The sequence below is a fragment of the Cupriavidus sp. USMAHM13 genome, assembly GCF_001854285.1.
Classification (GTDB): Bacteria; Pseudomonadota; Gammaproteobacteria; order Burkholderiales; family Burkholderiaceae; genus Cupriavidus; species Cupriavidus malaysiensis.
The window spans coordinates 1,997,717-2,020,437 of sequence record NZ_CP017752.1; the positions used below are offsets into that span (position 1 = coordinate 1,997,717).

The 22,721-nt window shown below is 70.7% G+C and carries 22 protein-coding genes; 16 read left to right on the top strand and 6 right to left on the bottom strand.

Annotation, left to right across the window (positions count from 1 at the left end; genetic code table 11):
* Positions 1-19 precede the first annotated feature (19 nt).
* The 8 genes from BKK81_RS27065 to BKK81_RS27100 all read left to right on the top strand — a co-directional run bounded on the left by BKK81_RS27065 (position 20) and on the right by BKK81_RS27100 (position 6,702).
* The gene (locus tag BKK81_RS27065) at positions 20-379 is read left to right on the top strand and encodes a phenol hydroxylase subunit P4 (protein ID WP_071019260.1); all 360 of its coding nucleotides are present in this window, start codon (positions 20-22) and stop codon (positions 377-379) included.
* Between the two features lie 25 nt (positions 380-404).
* A complete protein-coding gene (locus BKK81_RS27070; protein WP_071019263.1) occupies positions 405-1,475 on the top strand; it encodes an NADH:ubiquinone reductase (Na(+)-transporting) subunit F in 1,071 nt (356 codons plus the stop codon).
* 63 nt (positions 1,476-1,538) lie between these two features.
* The gene (locus BKK81_RS27075) at positions 1,539-1,844 is read left to right on the top strand and encodes a 2Fe-2S iron-sulfur cluster binding domain-containing protein (protein WP_071019266.1); all 306 of its coding nucleotides are present in this window, start codon (positions 1,539-1,541) and stop codon (positions 1,842-1,844) included.
* Between the two features lie 86 nt (positions 1,845-1,930).
* Positions 1,931-2,863, top strand: a complete 933-nt coding sequence (locus BKK81_RS27080; RefSeq protein WP_071019269.1) for a catechol 2,3-dioxygenase — start codon at positions 1,931-1,933, stop codon at positions 2,861-2,863.
* A 320-nt stretch (positions 2,864-3,183) separates the two neighbouring features.
* A complete protein-coding gene (locus BKK81_RS27085; RefSeq protein ID WP_071019271.1) occupies positions 3,184-4,638 on the top strand; it encodes a 2-hydroxymuconic semialdehyde dehydrogenase in 1,455 nt (484 codons plus the stop codon).
* Between the two features lie 8 nt (positions 4,639-4,646).
* Positions 4,647-5,453 carry a 2-oxopent-4-enoate hydratase gene (dmpE, locus tag BKK81_RS27090; RefSeq protein ID WP_071019274.1) on the top strand — a complete coding sequence of 269 codons (807 nt, stop codon included), beginning with the start codon at positions 4,647-4,649 and terminating at the stop codon, positions 5,451-5,453.
* 84 nt (positions 5,454-5,537) lie between these two features.
* Positions 5,538-6,326, top strand: coding sequence for a 2-oxo-3-hexenedioate decarboxylase (dmpH, locus tag BKK81_RS27095; protein ID WP_071019277.1), 789 nt, complete (start codon positions 5,538-5,540; stop codon positions 6,324-6,326).
* A gap of 184 nt (positions 6,327-6,510) precedes the next feature.
* Positions 6,511-6,702: a 2-hydroxymuconate tautomerase gene (locus BKK81_RS27100; RefSeq protein ID WP_071019280.1), complete on the top strand. Its 192-nt coding sequence runs from the start codon at positions 6,511-6,513 to the stop codon at positions 6,700-6,702.
* A gap of 75 nt (positions 6,703-6,777) precedes the next feature.
* Here the strand turns inward: BKK81_RS27100 and BKK81_RS27105 are convergent, their stop codons facing one another.
* The 3 genes from BKK81_RS27105 to BKK81_RS27115 are packed head-to-tail and all read right to left on the bottom strand — an operon-like array spanning position 6,778 to position 9,055.
* On the bottom strand, positions 6,778-7,545 hold the full coding sequence (locus BKK81_RS27105) for an amino acid ABC transporter ATP-binding protein (RefSeq protein ID WP_071019282.1): 768 nt from the start codon (positions 7,543-7,545) through the stop codon (positions 6,778-6,780).
* A 4-nt stretch (positions 7,546-7,549) separates the two neighbouring features.
* Positions 7,550-8,209 (bottom strand): amino acid ABC transporter permease, encoded by a 660-nt coding sequence (locus tag BKK81_RS27110; RefSeq protein ID WP_071019285.1) that lies wholly within the window; start codon positions 8,207-8,209, stop codon positions 7,550-7,552.
* Between the two features lie 9 nt (positions 8,210-8,218).
* On the bottom strand, positions 8,219-9,055 hold the full coding sequence (locus tag BKK81_RS27115) for a transporter substrate-binding domain-containing protein (RefSeq protein WP_071019287.1): 837 nt from the start codon (positions 9,053-9,055) through the stop codon (positions 8,219-8,221).
* Positions 9,056-9,393: 338 nt separating this feature from the next.
* Here BKK81_RS27115 and BKK81_RS27125 point away from each other — a divergent pair, with 338 nt between their 5' ends.
* The gene (locus BKK81_RS27125; protein ID WP_071019293.1) at positions 9,394-10,692 is read left to right on the top strand and encodes a D-amino acid dehydrogenase; all 1,299 of its coding nucleotides are present in this window, start codon (positions 9,394-9,396) and stop codon (positions 10,690-10,692) included.
* Positions 10,693-10,695: 3 nt separating this feature from the next.
* A complete protein-coding gene (locus BKK81_RS27130; RefSeq protein WP_071019296.1) occupies positions 10,696-11,412 on the top strand; it encodes an aspartate/glutamate racemase family protein in 717 nt (238 codons plus the stop codon).
* Positions 11,413-11,510: 98 nt separating this feature from the next.
* Here the strand turns inward: BKK81_RS27130 and BKK81_RS27135 are convergent, their stop codons facing one another.
* Positions 11,511-12,566 (bottom strand): EAL domain-containing protein, encoded by a 1,056-nt coding sequence (locus BKK81_RS27135; RefSeq protein ID WP_083384471.1) that lies wholly within the window; start codon positions 12,564-12,566, stop codon positions 11,511-11,513.
* Between the two features lie 519 nt (positions 12,567-13,085).
* Here BKK81_RS27135 and BKK81_RS27140 point away from each other — a divergent pair.
* The 3 genes from BKK81_RS27140 (at position 13,086) to BKK81_RS27150 (ending at position 17,540) form a co-directional block, all read left to right on the top strand.
* The gene (locus BKK81_RS27140; protein ID WP_071019298.1) at positions 13,086-14,834 is read left to right on the top strand and encodes an FAD-dependent oxidoreductase; all 1,749 of its coding nucleotides are present in this window, start codon (positions 13,086-13,088) and stop codon (positions 14,832-14,834) included.
* Positions 14,835-15,160: 326 nt separating this feature from the next.
* The gene (locus BKK81_RS27145) at positions 15,161-15,892 is read left to right on the top strand and encodes a glutathione peroxidase (protein WP_071019301.1); all 732 of its coding nucleotides are present in this window, start codon (positions 15,161-15,163) and stop codon (positions 15,890-15,892) included.
* Positions 15,893-16,145: 253 nt separating this feature from the next.
* On the top strand, positions 16,146-17,540 hold the full coding sequence (locus BKK81_RS27150) for a dihydrolipoyl dehydrogenase (protein ID WP_071019303.1): 1,395 nt from the start codon (positions 16,146-16,148) through the stop codon (positions 17,538-17,540).
* Positions 17,541-17,590: 50 nt separating this feature from the next.
* On the opposite strand, the gene BKK81_RS27155 is transcribed toward BKK81_RS27150, so the two are convergent.
* Positions 17,591-18,445 carry an alpha/beta fold hydrolase gene (locus tag BKK81_RS27155; protein WP_071019306.1) on the bottom strand — a complete coding sequence of 285 codons (855 nt, stop codon included), beginning with the start codon at positions 18,443-18,445 and terminating at the stop codon, positions 17,591-17,593.
* 208 nt (positions 18,446-18,653) lie between these two features.
* Between BKK81_RS27155 and BKK81_RS27160 the strand changes: the two genes are divergently transcribed.
* Positions 18,654-19,220, top strand: a complete 567-nt coding sequence (locus BKK81_RS27160; RefSeq protein ID WP_071019312.1) for a winged helix-turn-helix transcriptional regulator — start codon at positions 18,654-18,656, stop codon at positions 19,218-19,220.
* Positions 19,221-19,258: 38 nt separating this feature from the next.
* Here the strand turns inward: BKK81_RS27160 and BKK81_RS27165 are convergent, their stop codons facing one another.
* Complete coding sequence (locus BKK81_RS27165; RefSeq protein ID WP_071019314.1) at positions 19,259-20,050, bottom strand: crotonase/enoyl-CoA hydratase family protein; 792 nt, start codon at positions 20,048-20,050, stop codon at positions 19,259-19,261.
* 266 nt (positions 20,051-20,316) lie between these two features.
* On the opposite strand from BKK81_RS27165, the gene BKK81_RS27170 reads away from it, so the two are divergent.
* Positions 20,317-21,246, top strand: coding sequence for a LysR substrate-binding domain-containing protein (locus tag BKK81_RS27170; RefSeq protein WP_071019318.1), 930 nt, complete (start codon positions 20,317-20,319; stop codon positions 21,244-21,246).
* 216 nt (positions 21,247-21,462) lie between these two features.
* The gene (locus BKK81_RS27175; protein WP_231908102.1) at positions 21,463-22,599 is read left to right on the top strand and encodes an OpgC domain-containing protein; all 1,137 of its coding nucleotides are present in this window, start codon (positions 21,463-21,465) and stop codon (positions 22,597-22,599) included.
* The last annotated feature ends 122 nt before the right edge of the window (positions 22,600-22,721 follow it).

Genomic DNA, 22,721 nt, shown 5'->3' on the forward strand with positions numbered 1-22,721 from the left:
ACGCATAAGGAGACACATCATGTCCGTCGCATCCATCGGTGAATACCGCTTCGAACCCGCCGACCGCGAGGCGGTGTTCCACGGCAACCGCCTGCTCTACGTCGGCTGGGACCAGCACCTGCTGTTCTGCGCGCCGCACTGCTTCCCCTTCCCGCCCGCGATGCGCCTGCGCGAGGTGGTCGAGCAGGTGCTGCCCGGCGTCTATGGCTACCACCCCGACTTCGGCCGCATCGACTGGAGCCGGGTCGAGTGGCTGCGCGGTGGCCGGCCCTGGCAGCCCGACCTCGACGCCACGCTGGAGGAGAACGGCCTCGGCCACAAGGAAGTGATCCGCTTCCGCACGCCCGGCCTGGACGGTATCGGCGGCAGCGCGAGCTGAGCGCCGCCGCGCAAGGAGACGCAAGATGTATTCGCTGACCATCGAGCCGATCGGGCAGACCATCCCGATCGCACCCGGGCAGACCGTGCTGGATGCCTGCCTGCGCAGCGGCGTATGGCTGCCGCACGCCTGTTGCCACGGCTTGTGCGCCACCTGCAAGGTGCAGGTGGTGGAGGGCGAGGTCGACCAGGGCGAGGCTTCGAGCTTCGCGCTGATGGACTTCGAGCGCGACAACGGCCAGTGCCTGGCCTGCTGCGCCACCGCGCAGTCGGACCTGACCATCGAGGCCGACATCGAGGAGGACGCCGATGCGCTGGGCCTACCGTTGGCCGACTACGAGGCCGAAGTGGTGGACGTGCGCGCGCTTACACCGACCATCCGTGGCATCTGGCTGCGGGTCAAGGGCGGTGCGAAGGTGGCATTCCAGGCGGGCCAGTACCTGAACCTGCAGGTGCCGGGCTGCGACCAGCCGCGCGCCTTCTCGCTGGCCAATGCGCCGGATGAGGAACTGGTGGAACTGCATGTGCGCAAGGTGGAGGGCGGCCAGGCCACCGGCTACCTGCACGAGCGGCTGGCGGTCGGCGACGCCTTGCGCTTTTCCGCGCCCTACGGCCGCTTCTTCGTGCGCCGCTCGGCACAGGCGCCGATGCTGTTCCTGGCGGGCGGCTCCGGGCTGTCGAGCCCGCGCGCGATGATCCGCGAACTGCTGGCCGCTGGCGAGACCTTGCCGATCACGCTGGTGCAGGGCGCGCGCAACCGGGCCGAGCTGTACTGCGAGGACGAGTTCCGTGCGCTGGCCGAACGCCATCCGAACTTCCGCTACGTGCCGGCGCTGTCCGACGAGCCGGCCGACAGTGCCTGGCAGGGTGCGCGCGGCTTCGCGCACGAGGCGCTGGCCGCGCTCTATGCCGATGGCGACGGGCGTGCGGACTTCCGCGGCCACAAGGCCTACCTGTGCGGGCCGCCGCCGATGATCGAAGCCTGCATCCGCACCCTGATGCAGGGCCGGCTGTTCGAGGCGGACATCCATACCGAGAAGTTCCTGTCCGCGAGCGATGCGCAGAACAGCGCGCGCAGTCCGCTGTTCAAGATCTGACGGGCAAGGCGCACAAAGCGCACCAAGCACACAAAGCGCACCAAGCGTGCAAAGGAGACAGACATGCATACGGTGGAGATAGCGGACAGCGGGCAGCGCTACCCCTGCGACCCGGGGCAGAACCTGCTGCGTGCCATGGAAGTGCTGGGGCAGCGCGGCATCCCCGCGGGCTGCCGCGGCGGCGGCTGCGGCGTCTGCAAGGTCCGCATCGAGTCGGGGCGCTACCGCACCGGCAAGATGAGCCGCGCCTGCCTGTCGGAGGCGGAGCAGGGGCAGGGGCTGGTGCTGGCCTGCAAGGCATTTCCCGACAGCGATATCCGCTTGCGGCCGGCGGCGCTGCTGGCGCGTTGCCTGGACAAGGCGCGCTAGCGGGGCCGACTGTCGAGCAAGCGAAAGCGCCGCGAGGGCGGTGACGACAAACACGGATCGCAGATCCGGACATCAAGGAGACGAACATGGCATTGACTGGCGTATTGCGCCCGGGGCACGTGGCATTGCGCGTGCTGGAACTGGAACCGGCGCTGAAACACTATATCGACGTGCTCGGGCTGCAGGAGACCGGCCGCGACGCGCAGGGCCGCGTCTACCTGAAGGCCTGGGACGAGCACGACCATCACAGCGTGGTGCTGCGCGAGGCCGACAGCCCGGGCATGGACTACATGGGTTTCCGCGTCGACAGCGACGCCACGCTGGAGCGGCTGGCGGGCGAAGTGGCCGCCAGCGGGCTGGCGCAGGACTGCGCCTGGATTCCCGCCGGCGAGCACCTGCGCACCGGCCGGCGCTTCCGCTTCACCATCCCGACCGGCCATGCCATCGAGCTGTTCGCGGACAAGGACAAGCTCGGCTGCCAGACCGGCGACCTGAATCCGGACCCCTGGCCGGACGACCTGCGCGGCATGGCGCCGAGCCGCTTCGACCACTGCCTGTTGTACGGCGACGACCTCGACGGCACGGTCAAGCTGTTCCGCGACGTGCTGGGTTTCTCGCTGGCCGAGGAGGTGGTGGCGGGGCCGGAGCGGATGGTGATCGGCGCCTTCCTGACCTGCTCGAACAAGGCGCACGACATCGCCTTTATCCGCCACCCGGAGAAGAACCGCTTCCATCACGCTTCGTTCCAGCTCGACAACTGGAGCGAGGTGCTGAAGGCGGCCGACATCATCTCCAAGCGCGATGTATCGCTCGACATCGGTCCGACCCGGCACGGCATCACGCGCGGCGCCACCATCTACTTCTTCGACCCCTCGGGCAACCGCAACGAGGTCTTCGCCGGCGGCTATATCCATTACCCGGACAAGCCGACCATCACCTGGACCGATAACGAGCTGGGGCGGGCGATCTTCTATCACGACCGCAAGCTCAATGATGCCTTCTTGAATGTGTTGACCTGAGGGGGAGTTTTCGAATGAGGCGGTGCTCGGCATCGTGCGGGCCATCGCATGACGCGGGCGCCAGCCCCCACCCCCAACCCCTCTCCCGCGAGCGGGAGAGGGGAGCCAGGTTCATCGCGGGCGGGGAAGGTCGCTCTGGCGAGGGTTTGTTCCCCTCTCCCATGCAATGGGAGAGGGGCCGGGGGTGAGGGCGGGCGATTGCCGTGGCGAAGGCCTGCGTGTTTTCCCAGCCCCCCGGAAAAGCGAAGCGCACCGGGAACCGAGCGAACGAAAGAAGCAAGCCTCCCCCGCCATCCCCAAGCCATAACGAGACAAGCACCATGAAAGACTTCCAGAACTTCATCAACGGCCAGTGGGTCGCCACCGGCCGCCAATTCGATGACCGCAACCCGGTCGACAACAGCCTGATCGGGCGCGTGCACGAAGCCGGCCGCGCGGAGGTAGAGGCGGCGGTGGCCGCCGCGCGTGCCGCGCTCGCGGGCCCCTGGGGCTGCATGACGGTGGCCCAGCGCGTGGAACTGCTGCACGCGGTGGCCGACGGCATCAACCGCCGCTTCGATGACTTCCTGCAGGCGGAGATCGCCGATACCGGCAAGCCGCTGTCGCTGGCCAGCCATGTCGACATCCCGCGCGGCGCGGCCAACTTCAAGGTCTTCGCCGACCTGATCAAGAACGTGCCGACCGAGAGCTTTGCCATGGCCACGCCGGACGGCGGCGAAGCGGTCAACTACGCGGTGCGCACACCGCGCGGGGTGATCGGCGTGGTGTGCCCGTGGAACCTGCCGCTGCTGCTGATGACGTGGAAGGTCGGCCCGGCGCTGGCCTGCGGCAACACGGTGGTGGTCAAGCCCTCGGAGGAGACGCCCGCGACCGCCACGCTGCTGGGCGAGGTGATGAACGAGGTGGGCGTGCCACCCGGCGTCTACAACGTGGTGCACGGCTTCGGCCCGGACTCGGCGGGCGCTTTCCTCACCGAGCACCCGGATGTGGACGGCATCACCTTCACCGGCGAGACGCGCACCGGCGAGGCCATCATGCGCGCGGCGGCGCGCGGTGTGCGCCCGGTGTCGTTCGAGCTGGGCGGCAAGAACGCCGGCATCGTCTTCGCCGACGCGGACTTCGACAAGGCGGTGGCCGGCATCACGCGCTCGGCCTTCGAGAACAGCGGCCAGGTGTGCCTGGGCACCGAGCGGGTCTATGTGCAGCGGCCCATCTTCGAGCGCTTCGTCGCCGCGCTCAAGGCCAAGGCCGAAGGGCTCAAGCTGGGTCCGCCCAACGAGGCCGGCGTGACCATGGGCCCGCTGGTGTCGCTGGAGCACCGCGAGAAGGTCCTGTCCTACTACCGCAAGGCGGCCGAGGCGGGCGCCACCGTGGTGACCGGCGGCGGCGTGCCGCAGATGCCGGGCGCGCTGGCCGAGGGCGCCTGGGTGCAGCCGACCATCTGGACCGGCCTGCCCGAGAGCGCGGCGGTGATCCGCGAGGAGATCTTCGGGCCCTGCTGCCATATCGCGCCGTTCGACACCGAGGAGGAGGTGATCGCGCTGGCCAACGATACGCCCTACGGGCTGGCCGCCACGGTGTGGACTTCGGACCTGGGCACCGCGCACCGCATGGGCAAGGCGCTGGAGGTGGGCATCTGCTGGATCAACGCCTGGTTCCTGCGCGACCTGCGCACCGCCTTCGGCGGCGCCAAGCAATCCGGCATCGGCCGCGAGGGCGGGGTGCATTCGCTGGAGTTCTACACCGAGCTGCGCAATATCTGCGTGAAACTGTGAGGCAAGACATGGAAGAAGCCCTGCAACAAGGCCTGCCGGCGCAGCAACTGCGCGAGATCGGCGCCAGCCTGCACCAGGCCCTGGTGCGCCGCCAGGCGGTGGCGCCGCTGACCGAGCGCTGGCCGGCGCTGTCGATCGACGACGCCTACCGCATCCAGCTGGCCATGGTGCAGCACCGGCTGGATGCCGGCGAGCGCGTGATCGGCAAGAAGATCGGTGTCACCAGCAAGGTGGTGATGGACATGCTGGACGTGCGCCAGCCGGACTTCGGCCACCTGCTGTCGGGCATGGTCTATCCGGACGGCGCGGCCATCGAGGCTGCCACGCTGATCGCGCCCAAGGCCGAGGGCGAGATCGCCTTCGTGCTCAAGGAGGACCTGGCCGGTCCCGGCGTCACCAATGCCGACGTGCTGCGCGCCACCGCCTTCGTGCTGCCGTGCTTCGAGATCGTCGATTCCCGCATCCGCGACTGGAAGATCCGCATCCAGGACACGGTGGCCGACAACGCGTCCTCGGGGGTGTTCGTGCTGGGCGACGCGGCGGTGGACCCGCGCGGGCTGGACCTGGGCACGGTCGGCATGACGCTGGAGAAGAACGGCGAGATCGTCGCCACCGGAGCGGGCGCGGCCGCGCTCGGCCATCCGGCCAATGCGGTGGCGTGGCTGGCCAATACGCTGGGCCGGCTGGGCATCGCGCTGAAGGCGGGCGAGGTGATCCTGTCGGGCTCGCTGGCGGCGATGGTGCCGGTGCAGGCGGGCGACCAGCTGCGCATCAGCCTGGGCGGCGTCGGCTCGGCCGGCGTGCGCTTCGTCTGAGGGGGCCGTCCCCGCGCAAGCCACAGGCCACCGCCCATGAGCCATGAGCCATGAGCCATGAGCCACAAGCTACAAGGAAAGACCATGAACCTGACACAAGAGACCATCCGGCAGCTCGCCGAGCACCTGGAGAACGCCGAGCTGCAGCGCGAGGCGGTACGCAAGATCACCGACGCCCATCCGGACATGGACTGGGACGACGCCTACGCGATCCAGGACGCCATCCGCGCGCGCAAGGAAGCGCGTGGCACGCGCATCGCCGGACTGAAGATGGGGCTGACCTCCTTTGCCAAGATGCGCCAGATGGGGGTGAGCGAGCCGGTCTACGGCTTCCTGACCGACTACGGCGCCTGCATGGACGGCGCGGCGATCGACACTTCCGGCCTGATCCATCCCAAGGTCGAAGCCGAGATCGCCTTCGTGCTCAAGCGGCCGTTGAAGGGCCCGGGCTGCCATATCGGCGACGTGCTGGCGGCGACGGATTTCGTGCTGCCGGCGGTGGAGGTGATCGATTCGCGCTATGAGAACTTCCGCTTCGACCTGAAGAGCGTGATCGCCGACAACACTTCGTCGGCGCGCTTCGTCACCGGCGGCACCAGCCTGGGGGTGGAAGGGCTGGACCTGAAGAATCTCGGCGTGGTGCTGGAGAAGAACGGCGAAGTGGTGGCGACCGCCGCCGGCGCCGCCGTGCTGGGCCATCCGGCCAACAGCGTGGCGATGCTGGCGAACATGCTGGGCGCGCGCGGGCGCGAACTGCCGGCGGGCACCTTCATCATGACCGGCGGCGTGACGGAGGCGGTGGCGGTGGCCGCCGGCGACAACGTGACGGTGCGCTACCAGCGGCTGGGGTCGGTGTCGATGCGCTTTGTGTGAGGCTTGGGGGTGGGGTGGTGCCACGCGGCGGCAAGGCGTACGCAGACCTATTTGCCTTCGTCGTACCCCCGCGCCAGCCGTCCCGCCCTCACCCCTGGCGCCACGCGCCGGCAAGCCCCATCATGCAGACCAAGGCCAGCCAGACCACCCATCCAACCCATTCCAACCTGAAGGAGCCCACACCATGCCCATCATGCAAGTCTTCCTGATCGAAGGCCGCACCGAAGAACAGAAGGCGCGCCTGATCGCCGCGCTGACCGATGCGGCGGTCGAGTCGATCGGCGCGCCGCGCGAAACGGTGCGGGTGATGCTGCAGGAAATGCCCAAGGAGCACTTCAGCATCGGCGGCAAGACAGCCAAGGAGCTGGGACGCTGAAGCGAAGCCGGGAGGGCGGCACGCCGGCGGTCCGGCGGCGGCGACGCGCCGCCACGCGGACTGCCGCCGCGCCGGTCAGCCGCCGCTGACGCGTGCCAGGAAGGCCCGCGTGGACGCCTCGCGCGGGGCGTCGATGACCTGCGCGGGCGGGCCGGCCTCGACCACCACGCCGTCGCGCATGAAGACCACCTGGTCGGCCACTTCGCGCGCGAAGGCGATCTCGTGGGTCACCAGCATCATGGTCATGCCCTCGTCGGCCAGCGCGCGCATCACGCCCAGCACTTCGCCGACCAGTTCGGGGTCGAGCGCCGAGGTGGCTTCGTCGAACAGCATCACTTCGGGCTGCATGGCCAGCGCGCGTGCGATGGCGACCCGCTGCTTCTGCCCGCCGGAGAGCTTGTCGGGATAGGTGCCGGCGCGTTCGGCGAGGCCGACGCGCGCCAGCAGTTCCAGCGCCCGCGCGCGGGCTTCGGCCTTCGGGCGTCCCAGCACGGTCACCATGCCCTCCATGACGTTCTCCGCGGCGGTCATGTGGGGAAACAGGTTGAAGTGCTGGAACACCATGCCGGTGCGCGCGCGGAAGGCGGCCAGGGCGCGGTCGCCGAGCCTGGGGCCGCCCGGCTGGTCGAAGTCGAAGCGGTGCGCGCCGACCTGGATGGTGCCGCCGCAGGGCGTGGTCAGCAGGTTGACGCAGCGCAGCAGGGTGGACTTGCCGGAGCCCGAGGGGCCGATCAGCGCGACCACCTCGCCCTTGCCGACCTCCAGGCTGATGTCGCGCAGCACGGTGACGTCGCCGAAGCGTTTCTTCAGGCCGCGGATCGAGATCATGGGTTCGGTTGGCATCGGCTCAGGCTCCCGTGGTTTTCGCTTCCAGCCGCTTGGCCAGCATGGTGGCGGGCAGCAGGATGGCGAAGTAGATCACGGCCACCAGGGTGTAGATCTCGAGCGGGCGATAGGTGTCGTGCGCGATCACCTGGCCCTGGTAGAGCAGGTCGGGCACCGCCAGCACCGACAGCAGCGAGGTGTTCTTGAGCTGCATGATGGACTGGCTGACCAGCGGCGGGGTCATGCGGCGGAAGGCCTGCGGCAGCACGATGCGGCGCATCACCTGCCCGCGCGTCATGCCGAGCGCCTGGCCGGCCTCGACCTGGCCCGGATCGATGGAGATGATGCCGCCGCGCACGATCTCCGAGTAGAAGGCGCCGCCGTACAGGGTCAGCGCCAGCACCGCGGCGGTGCCGGGCGTCAGCTCGATGCCGAGCAGCACCGGCAGCGCATAGTAGAACCAGATCAGCTGCACCAGCACCGGCGTGCAGCGGAACACTTCCACGAAGGCGCGCAGCGAGCCCGCCAGCAGCCGGCTCGACGAGACCCGCCCAAGGCCCACCAGGACCCCCACCAGCAGGCCGGAGACGATGACCACCGCGGTGTAGGCCAGCGTGGTCAGCACGCCGGCCGTGATGATGCCCCGGTACGCCCACAGCGAACCGAAATCCCACTGATACATGCTCGGCCCTCAGAAGCGGACTTGCGGCGGGAAGGCGGTGGGCGGCACGTTGGCCAGCTTCTGCATATTGCCGACGATGGTCTCGCGGATGCGGCCGGCCTTGCGTGCTTCGTCCAGCCAGGCATTGAGCGCGTTGACGAAGGCCGGGTCGGACTGCTTGCGCAGGCCGATGTTGGTGACCGCGGTCTGCGGCGGCGTGGGGTAGAGGATGTGGCCGATATTGGGCAGCTTGGCCAGCAGCGCGGTGGACAGCAGCACCACCAGGATCTGGCAGTCGACGCGGCCGGACTGCAGCGCCATGGTGGCGGCCGCCGAGGTCTCGAAGCGCTGCACGTTGGCGCGCGGCAGCAGCTGGGTGGCGAGCTGGTCGTGGTTGGAGCCGACGTCCACCGCGATGCGCATCTCGGGCACGTTGAGCTGCTCCCAGCGCTCGATGTTCAGCGACTTGCGCGCCACCACCGTGTGCAGGTTCTGGAACAGCGGATTGCTGAAGTCGACCGCCTCGCGCCGCTGCGGCGTGGGCGCCATGGCGAACTGGGCGTCGATCTTGTTGGTCTGCACGTCCAGCACGGCATTGCCCCAGGTGGTCTCCACCCATTCGACCTGCGCGCCCAGGTGCCTGGCCAGGTCGCGCCCGAAATCGATGCAGAAGCCGCGCCATTCGCCGGTGGCGAGGTCCTTGCTGAAATAGGGTGAAGCGCCGTTGATGGCGCCCAGGCGCACGCGGCCGGTGCGCTTGATGCGGGCCATGGTCGATTCGGGCTCGTCGGCGAAGGCCGGGGCGAGGGCGAGCGCCGAGCCGCTTGCGAGGGTGGCTTCGATGAACTGCCTGCGCGTGATCGCCATGTCGGGTTTCCTCTCTCTCTGTCGTGTGGATGCTGCCGTGGTTGTGGTGCCGATGGCCGGGTACGGCTGCCCGGGCGCCATCCTGGGGCCCGAGTGTAGCAGCAAGGTGGCGGCCGGCGGAATGGCTGCCAGCCCTGGGCGCGGCATGCCGAAGGACGGAAGCGAGTTCTGTGCCATGTGCCCGCCAGCCGCGCGCATCGGCCTGGTGCTTCCGCGCGGCGGCGAAGCTCAGTAGACTCACGCACAGGCCCGCGCCGCGTCCGCGCTGCGTCCCGGCCGCTTCGTCCCATTCTTCTTCCCACCCTTGCTGCGTCCCGCGCGGACGCGGGTTCGACGATATGAAAGTCGTAGTGATCGGCGGCGGCGTGATCGGCACGGCCACGGCGTACTGGCTCAACCGGCAGGGCGCCGAGGTGACCCTGGTCGAGCGCGAGCCCGACGTGGCGCGCCAGACCAGCGCCGGCAACGCGGGCGTGATCGCGCCCGGCTATGTCACGCCGTGGGCCGCGCCGGGCATGCCGGCCAAGATCCTGAAATACCTGCTGAAGCCGGCCGCGCCGGTCATCTTCCGGCCGCAGCTGAGCCTGCGCCAGTGGCGCTGGATCGGGCGCTGGCTGGGCAACTGCGAACTGGCGCGCTATCGCGTCAACAAGCTGCGCATGCAGCGCGTGGCCTACTACAGCCGCGCCTGCCTGCACGAATTCCTGCGCGACCACCCCCTCGACTACGGCCGCAGCCAAGGCTACCTGCAGCTGTTCCGCTCGCGCTACGACGAGGAGCTGGCCAGGCCGGCGCTGGCCTTGCTGGCCGAGGCCGGCATCCCGCACCGCCTGCTCGATGCCGCCCAGTGCGTCGAGATCGAGCCGGCGCTGGCGCGCGCGCCGGTGGCCCCGCTGTCCGGGCTCTACCTGCCCGAGGACGAGGCCGGCGACTGCGCGGTCTTCACGCGCGAACTGCGCGCCTTGTGCGAGCAGGGCGGCGTGCGCTTCCGCTTCGGCGCCCGCGTGGCGCGCCTCGAGGCGGCCGGCGGGCGGGTCAGTGCGGTGCAGCTGGAGCAGCTGGAGCCGTTGGAGGCGGGGCAGCAGGGAGGCGCCGGCGCGGCGGGGCCGCAGCGCCTGCCCTGCGATGCGCTGGTGATGGCCGCCGGGGTCGACAGCCACACCCTGCTGGACCCGCTGGGCATCGCCCTGCCGCTCTATCCGGTCAAGGGCTATTCGGCCACGCTGCAGATCACCGACGCCGAGGCCGCGCCACGCGCCGCCGTCATGGACGAGTCGCTCAAGACGGCCATCACGCGCATGGGCAACCAGGTGCGCGTGGCCGGCACCGCCGAGCTGGGCGACGACCGCCTGGCCCTGCGCGAGGCCAGCCTGAAGACGCTGCGCCAGGTCATGGCGGACTGGTTCCCGGGCGCCGGCGACATGGCCGGCGCGCGTTACTGGGTGGGCCGGCGGCCGATGACGCCGGACGGCCCGCCCATCCTCGGCCCGACCTCGCACGCCAATCTCTTCCTGAACGTGGGGCACGGCTCCACCGGCTGGGCCATGTCGATGGGATCCGGCCGCGTGGTGGCGGACCTGGTGCTCGGGCGCAAGCCGGAGATCGACCTGGACGGCCTCACGCTGGCGAGGTACTGAACCATGGCAGACCACATCGCTGACGGCCGGGCTCCGGGTCCGGGCCAGCCGGCGCTGGGCGTGGTGATGCTCGACACGGTGTTCCCGCGCCCGCCGGGCGATATCGGCAACCCAGCCACCTTTGCCTTCGCCACGCGCTACCAGCGGGTGCCGGCGGCTTCGCCGCGGCGCGTGGTGTTCGGGCAGGCCGAGGGCCTGGGCGGTGCCTTCGTCGAGGCGGCGCTGGCACTGCAGGCACAGGGCTGCCAGGCCATCGTCACCAGCTGCGGCTTCCTTGCGCTGCACCATCGCGAGATGGCGGCGGCGCTGCGGGTGCCGTTCGCCAGCTCGGCGCTGTGCTGGCTTCCCACGCTGTACCAGGTGTGCGGCGGCCCCGAGGCGGTCGGCGTGCTGACGGCTTCGGCCGGCGCGCTCAGCGATGCGCACCTGGAAGCGGTCGGCGGATCGGCGCGCTCGCCGCGCGCGGGCATGGACGAGGCCGGCGAGTTCGCCCGCGTGATCCTCGGCAACCAGCCCGAGGGCGATATGGCGCGTGTCGGGCAGGAGGTGGTGGAGACGGCGGTGCGCTTTGCCGCCGCGCATCCGCGCTTGCGGGCGCTGGTGCTGGAATGCACCAATATGCCGCCCTATGCGGCCGAGATCGCGCGGCGCTGCCGGCTGCCGGTGTTCGACCTGGTGTCACTGGCACGCCAGCTGATGGCCGGCGCGGCAGCACGCTAGACAGAATGTATTGAGTCCACGCGTTCGTGATTCAGGGCACCAGCGCGGCGCCGGGCCACGGCGGCGCCGCGCGGCGGACCGCGGTCGCCAATGATCGCCTACGGCAGCTGCGCGGGCGGCACCGCCTCGAAGGTGGGCGGGGCGAACAGGTTGCCCTGGAACTGCTCGACGCCGGCGTTGCGCAGCCAGTGGTATTCGTCCACCGTCTCGACCGCTTCGGCGATGACACCGACGCCGAGCGTCCGGCAGGTCTGCACCAGCTTCGGCACCAGCTCGCGCAGGCGCGCGTCGACGTGCGTGCCCAGCGCAGTCCGCCGGCCCAGCTTGACGTAGTCGGGGCGGATGGCGGCGACCAGGTTGGCACCGGCCAGCCCGCCGCCGATTTCGCTGAGCGCCAGCCCCATGCCCAGCTCGCGCAAGGGCTGCATGCGCCGGGCATAGGCTTCGGGGCGTTCCACGATCTCGTCGACCTTGCTTTCCAGCACCAGGCGGCCGCCATCGAAGCCCAGCGCCTGTGCCGTCGACAGGGTGCGCGCGAGCGCGGCCTGCGCGTCGGCGTCCTCGCTGACGAAGCTGTTGATATGCAGGCGCTGGCCGATGCGCAGCCGGGCCGCGGTACGCATGGCGGCGGTACGGCACTCGTCGTCGAAGCGATGGATCTCGTTGGGCGGCACCGCGCGCAGGACGGGCGCCGCGTTGCCGTCCCGGCGTCCGCGCACGAAGGCCTCGTAGGCCACCACGCAGCGGTGCCGGACGTCGACGATGGGCTGGAAGGCGAAGGAGTAGCCGGGCAAGGCCTGGCCGTCGGTGTCGCCCGGCAGCGATGCCGGCGTCGCCGGCGGGGCCTGGCTGTCGCCGTCGCCGCCATTGGCCTCGCGCAGCATGGAGGCGGCCAGGCGCCGGCCGAACGCGGTCACGTAGCCGGCCGGGGTCAGGTCCAGGTCGGTCTCGCCGTTCGGGTTGGCCACGCCGCGGCGGCGCAGCAAGCCGGCGCGCAGCAGGCGCTCGACCTGCGTGCCCGGGATCAGGCGGTGGCCGTTCGGGGCGCACTCGTCCTGCAGCAGCGCGCCCTGGACCGGCGCGCCCCATGGCGTGAGGGACAGATACAGGCGTGCGCCGTGGGCGACGCGTTTGAGGAGTTCGATGCGCTGCATGGTGCCTCGCCGTCAGGGGTGACGTCCGGGCGGACGTGTACAGCGGAGGCGCGGGGAGACGGCGCGCGCGCGCGACCGCCGTGGTGACGGCTGGCTGCGCGACTGGGTCGTCCGGCTTGAAGGCATGGCAATGTCTCGGTCTTTCTTGTCCGATCTCGCAGGGGTCAGGGGGGAGGCCCTGCCGGCCGCCGGCCTGGCGAGGCCGGTGGCGAGGGGCGGTTCCGGGGTGCGTGCGGCGGCGTGCCCGGGAGAGGCGGCCTGCCGGCTTGCTGAGCGTCGAGATCGCATGCTTTAACGGACGCCGCGACTCGTACTTGACCCCACACTCGAAGGGAAGGACACGGCAGGGCCGCCCCAGGCCTGGCAAGGGGCGAGCCCGGCACCTGGCAGGCGGCAGGTGGGATGGGGCGCGTGCATTCCGCTGCGCCGCTGCCTAGTATCTAGAGTCGGCCCCGCCGGCGAGCGCGCGATGCGCGCCGCGCGGCCGGGGCATGCGGCCGGGGACGGCAAGGGGGCGGCATGGAAGCAGGGCGGCCAGGCGGGACGGGCGGGGAGCCCCCGCGGCAGGAAGGGGGCGCGGGCGGAGTATCCGGCGAGGTACCGGGCGAAGCGGCGGAGGCCCCGTTTTCGCCGCTGGAGTCGCGCCGGCACCAGATGTTCCCGCAACTTTCGGTGGCGGACATCGAGCGCATGCGCCGTTTCGGCGAGGTGCGGCGCTGGCGCGCGGGCGAAAACCTGTTCTCCATCGGCGACCGCGGCCGCGGCATGTTCGTGGTCCTGAGCGGCCGCGTCGCGGTGGTCCAGCGCGACGGGCTCGGCCGCTCCAGCACGGTGGTCGAGGAAGGGCCCGGACAGTTCCTTGCCGAGGTCGGACAGTTGAGCGGCAAGCCGGCGCTGGTCGATGGAGTCGCGGTCGCCGACACCGAGGCGCTGGCGATTCCGCCCGAACGCCTGCGCGCGCTGCTGGTGGCCGAGGCCGAACTGGGCGAGCGCATCATGCGCGCGCTGATCCTGCGTCGCGTGGGCCTGATCGAGCGCGGCAGCGGGCCGGTGCTGGTCGGGCGCGGCGCGTCGCCGCGGCTGCTGGCGCTGCAGGCCTTCCTGCGCCGCAACGGCCATCCCCATACCGTGCTCGACGTCGAAGCCGACCCGCAGGCACGTGCGCTGCTGGGCGGCTGCGCGCTGGAGCCGGCCGACCTGCCGCTGGTACTGTGCCCGGGCGGCCATGTACTGCGCGCGCCGGATGAAGGGCAACTGGCTTCCTGCCTGGGTTTGCTGCCCGACTTCGATCCCGAACACATCTACGATGTGGTGGTGGCCGGTGCCGGGCCCGCCGGCCTGGCGACCGCGGTCTATGCCGCTTCCGAAGGCCTGTCGGTGGCCGTGATGGACGAGCGCGCCCCGGGCGGCCAGGCCGGCGCCAGCGCGCGCATCGAGAACTACCTGGGCTTTCCCACCGGCATCTCCGGGCAGGCACTGGCCGGCCGCGCCTTGGCGCAGGCGCTCAAGTTCGGTGCCCACCTGGCCATCCCGCTGGCCGTGCGCGCGCTGCGCTGCGACCGCTTCCCCTTGCGCCTGGTGCTTGCCGACGGCCGCGAGGTGGCGACGCGCACCGTGGTCATCGCCAGCGGCGCGCAATACCGGCGCCCGGCCATCGACGGGCTGGAGCGCTTCGAGGGCAGCGGCGTCTACTACTGGGCTTCGCCGGTCGAGGCCAGGCTGTGCCAGGACGAGGAAGTCATCCTGGTCGGCGGCGGCAATTCGGCCGGACAGGCCGTGGTCTACCTGGCCACGCACGCCGCGCGCGTCCACCTGATGGTGCGCGGGCCCGGTCTGGAGGCCACCATGTCGCGCTACCTGATCGACCGCATCGCCGGCCTGCCCAATGTGCGCCTGTGGACCGGCACCGAGGTGACCGGGCTGGACGGCAGCGCCTGGCTCGACCACATCCACTGGCGCTGCCGCGCCGACGGCGAGCACGACGGCGCGCTGCGCCATCTCTTCCTCTTCGTCGGCGCCGCGCCGAACACGGCCTGGCTGCGCGACTGCCCGGTGGGCGTCGATGCGCACGGCTTCGTGCGCACCGGTGCCGACGCCGGGCAGGAGGCTCCGCTGCAGACCAGCGTGCCGGGCGTGTTCGCCATCGGCGATGTGCGTGCCGGTTCCACCAAGCGGGTCGCCGCGGCGGTCGGCGAGGGCGCGGCGGTGGTGGCGCAGATCCACGCCTATCTGGCCGGGCTGGCGGGACGTCCGGCGCGGGTCTGCTAGCGGGTCTGCTGGCGAGTCTGCTGGCGCGCCTTCCAGTGCCACGGGCGGGCGTGACGCGCGCTCGGCCGGCGTGCGGGTCATCCTCGGCGGTGCTGGCGGGGCGCAAGCCCAGAATGCGCGGGATGCCTGCCAGGCGGTGATTTCACCAAGCAATGTGTCGAATGAGCCTCGATCGAGGCGGGGATAGTCCCGTCCTATCGCCCATTGATAGTCTTATGCAATCACTCCGCTAGATACAATGAATTTCACAAATGTGGGCGGGATCGACACAATGAGGCCTTCGCTGCATCACGCAGCCACAACCCAACCGACCAGGAGTGATATCCATGCTGCAATCCCGCGAAGGCCAGCGCGTTCCCGCCGTCTCGTTCCGCGTGCGTGAAAACAATGAGTGGAAGACCGTGACCACGGCCCAGCTGTTCGACGGCAAGACCGTGGTGGTGTTCTCGCTGCCCGGCGCCTTCACGCCGACCTGTTCGTCGACCCACCTGCCGCGCTACAACGAGCTGGCGCCGGTGTTCGCCAGGCATGGCGTGGACGACATCCTGTGCGTCTCGGTCAACGACACCTTCGTCATGAACGAGTGGGCCAAGGACCAGGAGTCGGAAAACATCACCATGATCCCCGACGGCAACGGCGAGTTCACCGAAGGCATGGGCATGCTGGTGGACAAGGCCGACCTCGGCTTCGGCAAGCGCAGCTGGCGCTATGCGATGCTGGTCAAGGACGGCGTGGTGCAGAAGATGTTCATCGAACCGGAAGAGCCGGGCGACCCGTTCAAGGTGTCGGACGCCGACACCATGCTCAACCACATCGCGCCCAACGCCAAGCGTCCCGACCAGGTGGTGGTGTTCTCCAAGGTGGGCTGCTCGTTCTGCGCCAAGGCCAAGCAATTGCTCGACGACAACGGCTTCGACTACATCGATGTGCCGCTCGAGAACAAGATCCGCGGCAAGGTGCTGGGCGCCGTGTCGGGCACGATGACCGCGCCGCAGGTCTTCATCAACGGCAAGCTGGTCGGCGGCGCCGAGGCGCTCGAGCAGTACCTGGCACGCTGAGCGCCGCTGCCCGCCGCGTGCCCGCGGGCGCGCGGCGGCGCGGCCAGGCTGCCGGACCCAGTCGCCGGACCCAGTCGCCGGACCCGATGGCAGCGTGCTGCCATCCCGCCCGTCGATTCGCCGATTCGCCGATTCGCTGATTGGCGCGCGCGCCAGGCGCCGCCGTCCGATCGCCCCCGTCACGCACCATCCCCAGAACCCACCGGAGCCGCCGGGCCTTCCCGGCACCCGTACCTTTCGAGGAGCAGAATCCATGCAAACCATCGTCACCGACGTCGCCGTGATCGGTGCCGGCACCGCCGGCCTCGCCGCTTACCGGGCCGCCAAGGCCGCCGGCAAGCGCGCCGTGATCATCGAGGGCGGTCCCTACGGTACCACCTGCGCCCGCGTTGGCTGCATGCCCTCCAAGCTGCTGATCGCGGCCGCGGAGGCCGCGCACGAGATCCGCCACGCCGCGCCCTTCGGCGTGCATGTGGACGGCGCGGTGCGCATCGACGGGCGCGAGGTGATGGCGCGCGTCAAGCGCGAGCGCGACCGTTTCGTCGGCTTCGTCGTGCGCGGCGTGGAAGGGTTCGACGAGGCGGACCGCCTGCGCGGCTATGCGCGCTTCATCGACAACACCGTGCTGGAGGTCGGTGACAGCGTCACCGTGCGGGCCAGCCGCGTAGTGATCGCCACCGGCTCCAGCCCGGTGGTGCCCGAGCCTTTCCGCGTGTTCGGCGACCGCCTGGTGGTCAATGACGATGTGTTTTCCTGGGATGACCTGCCGCGCAGCGTGGCGGTGTTCGGCCCCGGTGTGATCGGCCTGGAGCTGGGCCAGGCACTGTCGCGCCTGGGGGTGCGGGTGCGCGTGTTCGGCGTGCGCGGCGGCGTCGGCCCGCTGACCGACCCGGCGGTCAAGGCGGCGGCCCTGCAGGCCTTCCGCGAGGACTTCTACCTCGATCCGGACGCCCGCGTCAGCGAGATGCGGCGCGAGGGCGACGAGGCGGTGATTCGCTATACGGATACGGCAGGGCGCGAGGTCACGGAGCGATTCGACTACGTGCTGGCCGCCACCGGCCGCGCTCCCAACGTGCGCGGGCTGGGCCTGGAGAACACCGGGCTGGCGCTCGATGCGCGCGGCGTGCCGGTGTTCGATGCGGCCACCCTGCAATGCGGCAGCGCGCCGGTCTTCCTGGCCGGCGACGTCAACGACGTGCTGCCGCTGCTGCACGAGGCCGCCGACGAAGGCAAGGCGGCCGGCGAGAACGCCGCTGCCTGGCCCGCGCTCAAGCCGCTGGCACGCCGCGCGCCGCTGGCGGTGGTGTTTTCCGATCCGCAGATCGCCATGGTGGGCCGGCGCTTCGCCGACCTGGCCGAGGGCAGCTTCGTCACCGGCGAGGTCAGCTTCGAGGACCAGGGCCGCAGCCGCGTCATGCTGAAGAACCGTGGCCTGATGCACGTCTACGCCGACCGCGCCGATGGACGCTTCCTCGGCGCCGAGTGGAGCGGCCCGCGCGCGGAGAACATCGCGCACCTGCTGGCCTGGTCGTACCAGCAGGGCCTGACCATCGAGCAGATGCTGGCCATGCCCTTCTACCACCCGGTGGTGGAAGAGGGCCTGCGCACCGCGCTGCGCGACGCCGCGGCGAAGCTGCAGGCGGCGTGAGGGCTTGAGGGCGTGAGGGCGTGAGGGCCTGGTGACGAACGCCGCCGCGCTCAGCGCGCGGGCCCGGCGTGGCGGTCGCCACCGCCGCCGCTGTCGACGCGGCGCGCCAGGAAGCCGGCGATGCATGCGCTGATGTGCGCCGGGTCTTCCAGGCTGGGCAGGTGGCCCATGCCCGCCAGGGTCTGGTGTTCCGCGCCCGGCACCGTCGCCGCCAGGTGGTGGCAGCGCTGCTGGATGTGGGGGAAGTCGAGGTCGCCGCACAGCACCAGGGTCGGCACGGCGATCTCGCCGAGGCGGTGGAACATCGGCTGGATATCCTGGTCCGCGCCGAACGGCCGCGCGCGCAGCGCGATGCCGTTCATGGCGAGGAACAGATCGCGCGCCGGCCCGGCCACGCGGCCTTCCGCGGCCAGCGGCCCGTCCAGCCACAGGCGCGCCTGCGAGGCATTCCGGCGATCGATGTCGCCGGACGCTTCGGCGTCGCGGGCCTGGGCCAGCAGTTCCACCACCGCGGGGGCATGGACCGGCTCGGGAGCGCCGGCGATGCTCGGGGCGATCAGCACCAGGGCCCGCACCCGCGCCGGGTGCCGCAGCGCGGCATCGAGCGCGATGCGGCCGCCCAGGGAGCAGCCGACCAGGACCGCCGGGGCGCCATCCGCGGTGGCATCCAGCACCGCCAGCAGGTCGTCCAGGGCCGAGAAATCCTCCGGCTCGGCGCGGCTGCCGCCGAAGCCGCGGCGGTCATAGGCGATTGCCTTATGAGTGGCGCCGATGGCGTCCTGCTCGGTACGCCACATGCGCCGGTCGCATACATTGGCATGGAGAAAGACGACGGGGGCGCCGCTGCCGGCGATTTCAGTCGCGAGCTCGGCGCGCCCGGAGGCGATGTGGCGGATCGAAGTCATGTCTTGGCCGGTGTCGGCGCAGCGTAAGGCACACGCGGGCATTCTGCCCGAGATCCGCCTTTGCCGGCGCGGGGGCGTGGCGCCGGCCGCGCGGCCGGCATGCCCGGCCATGCCCGGCGCGCTGGGGCGACGCTGCGGTAAGCCCTTGAATGGCAATGGATTCCACTGGCGCGAAGACTGCTAAGATGCCGTCCAAGGAGCCACGACCATGCAACGAAAGACCTTCAAGGACATGCAATGCCCGATCGCCCGCAGCCTGGAGCGCGTGGGCGAATGGTGGAGCATCCTGATCCTGCGCGAGGCCTTGTACGGCTCGACCCGCTTCGACGATTTCCAGCGCAACCTCGACATCGCGCCCAATATGCTGACGCGCCGCCTGGCCGGGCTGGTCGAGGCGGGCCTGCTGGAGCGGCGCCAGTATTCCGCACGGCCGCCGCGCTTCGAATATGTGCTGACCGAGCGCGGCCACGACTTCCAGCCGGTGCTGCTCGCCTTGCTGGCCTGGGGCAACCGGCACTTCGCGCCCGAGGGCGCCAGCGTGCAGCTGGTCGACAAGGCCAGCGGCCGCCCGGTCGAGCCGCGCCTGGTCGATGCCGCCAGCGGCGAGCCGATCGGCTTCGCCCGCCATGCGCTGGTGCCAGGGCCGGCGGCCAGCGAGGGCATGCGGCGGCGGCTGGCGGCGGCGGCCTCCCACCTGGCTGCGCAGGCTTCGGAGGGCGCGGCGCCGGCAGCGCAAGGGGAGGCCGCGCCGGTCATGGAGGCGTCGGGGAGCTAGTCCACTGCGCCCGCAGCGTCGCCAGGACATCGCCAGGATCAGAGCCCTGACAGGCGCGGTTCCCGCTTCTCCAGGAAAGCCCGCGTGCCCTCGCGCGCATCGGCCGAGGCCGCGGCGATCATGAACTGCATCCCCTCGATCGCCAGCCCTTCATCGATCGTCACGTTGATGCCGCGCGTCACGGCGCGCAGCGCAGCCGTCACCGCGCGCGGCGCATGGCGGGCGATGCGGTCGGCCAGCGCCAGGCAGGCCGGCAGCAGTTCGGCGGCCGGCACCACCTGGTTGATCAGGCCGATACGGCGGGCGGTGTCGGCATCGATGGCGTCGCCGGTGAGGATCATCTCGATGGCGCGCTTGCGGCCGACGTGGCGCGGCAGCCGTTGCGTGCCGCCGAATGTCGGAGGGAAGCCGAGACGGATCTCGGGTTTGGAGAAGGTGGCGTGGGTGGCGGCCACGGCCAGGCTGCACGCCTCGACCACCTCGCAGCCGCCGCCGAAGGCGAGGCCGTTGACGGCGGCGATGACGGGCTTCGGATAGGTCTCCAGGCGCCGCGTCAAGGCCTGCCCGCGCAGCAGGAACTCGCGATGGGCCTGCTCCGGCGAGATGGCGATGTCCGGCGCGAAGCCGGCGATGTCGGCGCCGGCGCTGAAGGCGCGCTCGCCCTGGCCGGTCAGGATCACGGTGCGCACGGCCGGATCGGTTTCGAGCGCATCGAGATGTCCCATCAGCTCGTCGATCAGGCCATAGCTGAGCGCGTTGAGCTTGGCGGGCCGGTTCAGTGTCAGCAGCACGTGCTGGCCGTGCTGCCGGGTGTCGACGTAGGAAGTCATGCTGGTGTCTCCTGGAAGGAAAGGTCCGCAGGCTGGCCCTGGGGCCGGTACGGGCGAAAGTCAAACTTTGTCAGCGGCCCGGCAGGCGTGCGTCGGGCGTCACGTGTGCGGCCTGCATCACGCGCCGGTGTCGGGTAGAATCCCGCTTTCCGGGCGCGTCCGCCATCGCGATATCTCCGCTGTCATCTGCAGGCCGTGGTGCCATTGTTGGCGCGATCGGCCCGTTCTGCCCGGAACTGTCGTCATCTCCGCTATTCCAGCCGCTCATGTCCAAGCCGAGTCCTGTCGCGGCGGCCGCGCTGCGCGCCATGTCGCTCGAAGCCATCCGCGGCTTCGAATGCGCCGCCCGCCTGCTGTCCTTCACCGCGGCGGCCGACGAGCTGTGCCTGACCCAGTCCGCCATCAGCAAGCAGGTCAAGAGCCTGGAAGACGTGCTGGGCACGGCGCTGTTCGTGCGCGGCGGCAAGGGCTTGAGCCTGACGCCGCAGGGGCGGGAGTTCTACGCGGCGGCGCGGGCCGCCGTGGAGGGCCTCGCCGAGGCCTGTGTGCGCCTGCTGGCCGCCGAGCGCAGCACGGTCACGGTCACCACCACGCCGTCGTTCGCCGCGCTGTGGCTGGTGCCCAAGCTGGCGCGCTTCCAGGTGCTGGCGCCGGATATCGACGTGCGCGTCGATGCCTCGGAGGCCAATGCCAACCTGGAGCGCGAGGGCTTCGACCTGGGCATCCGGCTGTGCGCCGTGGACGGCTCCGAAGCGCCGCTGCTGCGCGAGCGCGTGATGCTGATGGCGGCGCCCGAGGTGGCGGCGCGCATCCGCACGGCGGCCGACCTGCTGCGCACGCCGCTGCTGGTCTACCACGATCCGGCCGGACGCTTTCCGTGGATGTCGTGGACGGACTGGTACCCGCGCCTGGGCCTGGCGCATTCGCCCGGCCAGCCCTGCCTGTACTTCTCGGAGTACGAGCACGTGCTGCGGGCCGCCGCCCAGGGGGCCGGGGTGGCCATCGGTCGCACGCCGCTGGCGCTGCCGCTGCTGGCCCAGGGACGCCTGCGCGTGGTGCTGCCGGAGCACGCGGCCGACGGCATCGGCTATCGCTTCGTGGTGGCCCCGCAGGCGCAGGCGCGTCCCGCCGTGGCGCGCTTCCGCCAGTGGGTCGAAGCCGAACTGGCGGCGCAGGTGATCGGCGAGCCCGGCTGAGACGTGCCGCTCGCCTCGGCGACAGAGGGTGGGTGCCGCTGGATTCCGGCCGCGCCGGCGACGCTCCGGATGTGCTCCGCGCCAGGCTTTGAAACAGCTTGAAACCCGCCGAAACGGAATCCAACTATCGGGAACTCCCCGGTATGGCGTAGAACAAAAACTCAGAAGAAAGCAGCGGCGCACGGCCGCTACCAACCACAGGAATTGAACGCAGTGATGAGCTTGTCCCAGCGCCGTACCGAGATCGACCTGATCCGCGGCATCGCGCTGATCTTCATCGTGGTGGACCACGTCAACGGCAGCGTGCTCGGTGACTACACCATCCGCAACTTCGTCTTATTCGACGCCGCCGAGATCTTCGTCTTCCTGGCGGGCTACTCGGCCGCCTCGGCCTACCTGGCGATGGAAGCCCGCCACGGCGCGGGCATCGCCGGCAGCCGCCTGCGCCGGCGCAGCTGGGTGATCTACCAGGCTTTCCTGCTGACGGCCGTGCTGATGCTGGTGTTCGGCCTGCTGCTGGCGGCCTGCCGCATCCCGGCGCCGGCGATCCGCTCGACCGAGGCGCTGGTGTTCCAGGCCCACCCCGTCACCACGCTGCTGGAGCTGGTCAGCCTGTCGCGCCAGCCCTTCGTCTCGGACGTGCTGCCGATGTACGCGGTCTTCATCGGGCTGGCGCCGCTGGCGGTGCGGGCCGCGCGCGCGCGGCCGCTGGCCTTCGTCGGCTGCAGCGTGGCCCTGTGGCTGATGGCGCCGGTGCTGACGCCGCTGCTGCCCAGCAGCGAGGGCACTGGCTGGTCCTTCAATCCCTTTGCCTGGCAGTTGATGTTCGGCCTGGGCCTGCTGTCGCGGCTGCGTCCCGACGTGATGCTGCCGCAGCGGGTGCTGGGCCGTTCGCTGCTGACGGCAGTCGCCATCGGCATCACCTTGTGCAGCGTGCTGCTGGCCTACCTGTGGATGCGGCCGCACGTCTACGAGCCCTGGCTGCCGGCCTGGGTGCCGGTGCTGGCGTTCCCGCTGCCCAAGCAGAGCCTGGCCGCGCTGCGGCTGGTCAGTTTCCTCGGGATCGCCTGGCTGGTCTACCTGGCGGCCCGCGCCGGCTGGGTGGCGCGGCTGGCGCAGTGGATGGGGCCGGTGGTGCAGATCGGCCGGCACAGCCTGTTCTGCTTCGTCTTCGGCGCTTCGCTGTCGGTAGTGATCGAAGGCTTCACCTACGGCGTGGCCGGTGGTAGGCCGCCGCGCCCGGTCGCGCTCACCGGCGACCTGATCGCCGTGGCGCTGCTGCTGGGGATCGGTGGCTGGTGGGGGCGCCGCAAGGAAGCGCGCCGCCTCGCCGCGCGCAGCCAGGCGGCCTGAGCGCGAACCGGGCGAACCGAGCGCCCTGAGCGGCCTGAGCGGCCTGAGCGGCCGCTGTCCATGGTCTAGACTCCTTGGTGACTGCGGCCCTGCCGGGCCGCGCGTTGCCATCGCGGCCGGCG

Excerpts from the sequence above, each read along its gene's own strand:
- BKK81_RS27065 (WP_071019260.1), top strand. The coding sequence starts at position 20 with ATGTCCGTCGCATCCATCGGTGAATACCGCTTCGAACCCGCCGACCGC.
- BKK81_RS27070 (WP_071019263.1), top strand. The coding sequence starts at position 405 with ATGTATTCGCTGACCATCGAGCCGATCGGGCAGACCATCCCGATCGCA.
- BKK81_RS27075 (WP_071019266.1), top strand. The coding sequence starts at position 1,539 with ATGCATACGGTGGAGATAGCGGACAGCGGGCAGCGCTACCCCTGCGAC.
- BKK81_RS27080 (WP_071019269.1), top strand. The coding sequence starts at position 1,931 with ATGGCATTGACTGGCGTATTGCGCCCGGGGCACGTGGCATTGCGCGTG.
- BKK81_RS27085 (WP_071019271.1), top strand. The coding sequence starts at position 3,184 with ATGAAAGACTTCCAGAACTTCATCAACGGCCAGTGGGTCGCCACCGGC.
- dmpE (WP_071019274.1), top strand. The coding sequence starts at position 4,647 with ATGGAAGAAGCCCTGCAACAAGGCCTGCCGGCGCAGCAACTGCGCGAG.
- dmpH (WP_071019277.1), top strand. The coding sequence starts at position 5,538 with ATGAACCTGACACAAGAGACCATCCGGCAGCTCGCCGAGCACCTGGAG.
- BKK81_RS27100 (WP_071019280.1), top strand. The coding sequence starts at position 6,511 with ATGCCCATCATGCAAGTCTTCCTGATCGAAGGCCGCACCGAAGAACAG.
- BKK81_RS27105 (WP_071019282.1), bottom strand. The coding sequence starts at position 7,545 with ATGCCAACCGAACCCATGATCTCGATCCGCGGCCTGAAGAAACGCTTC.
- BKK81_RS27110 (WP_071019285.1), bottom strand. The coding sequence starts at position 8,209 with ATGTATCAGTGGGATTTCGGTTCGCTGTGGGCGTACCGGGGCATCATC.
- BKK81_RS27115 (WP_071019287.1), bottom strand. The coding sequence starts at position 9,055 with ATGGCGATCACGCGCAGGCAGTTCATCGAAGCCACCCTCGCAAGCGGC.
- BKK81_RS27125 (WP_071019293.1), top strand. The coding sequence starts at position 9,394 with ATGAAAGTCGTAGTGATCGGCGGCGGCGTGATCGGCACGGCCACGGCG.
- BKK81_RS27130 (WP_071019296.1), top strand. The coding sequence starts at position 10,696 with ATGGCAGACCACATCGCTGACGGCCGGGCTCCGGGTCCGGGCCAGCCG.
- BKK81_RS27135 (WP_083384471.1), bottom strand. The coding sequence starts at position 12,566 with ATGCAGCGCATCGAACTCCTCAAACGCGTCGCCCACGGCGCACGCCTG.
- BKK81_RS27140 (WP_071019298.1), top strand. The coding sequence starts at position 13,086 with ATGGAAGCAGGGCGGCCAGGCGGGACGGGCGGGGAGCCCCCGCGGCAG.
- BKK81_RS27145 (WP_071019301.1), top strand. The coding sequence starts at position 15,161 with ATGCTGCAATCCCGCGAAGGCCAGCGCGTTCCCGCCGTCTCGTTCCGC.
- BKK81_RS27150 (WP_071019303.1), top strand. The coding sequence starts at position 16,146 with ATGCAAACCATCGTCACCGACGTCGCCGTGATCGGTGCCGGCACCGCC.
- BKK81_RS27155 (WP_071019306.1), bottom strand. The coding sequence starts at position 18,445 with ATGACTTCGATCCGCCACATCGCCTCCGGGCGCGCCGAGCTCGCGACT.
- BKK81_RS27160 (WP_071019312.1), top strand. The coding sequence starts at position 18,654 with ATGCAACGAAAGACCTTCAAGGACATGCAATGCCCGATCGCCCGCAGC.
- BKK81_RS27165 (WP_071019314.1), bottom strand. The coding sequence starts at position 20,050 with ATGACTTCCTACGTCGACACCCGGCAGCACGGCCAGCACGTGCTGCTG.
- BKK81_RS27170 (WP_071019318.1), top strand. The coding sequence starts at position 20,317 with ATGTCCAAGCCGAGTCCTGTCGCGGCGGCCGCGCTGCGCGCCATGTCG.
- BKK81_RS27175 (WP_231908102.1), top strand. The coding sequence starts at position 21,463 with ATGAGCTTGTCCCAGCGCCGTACCGAGATCGACCTGATCCGCGGCATC.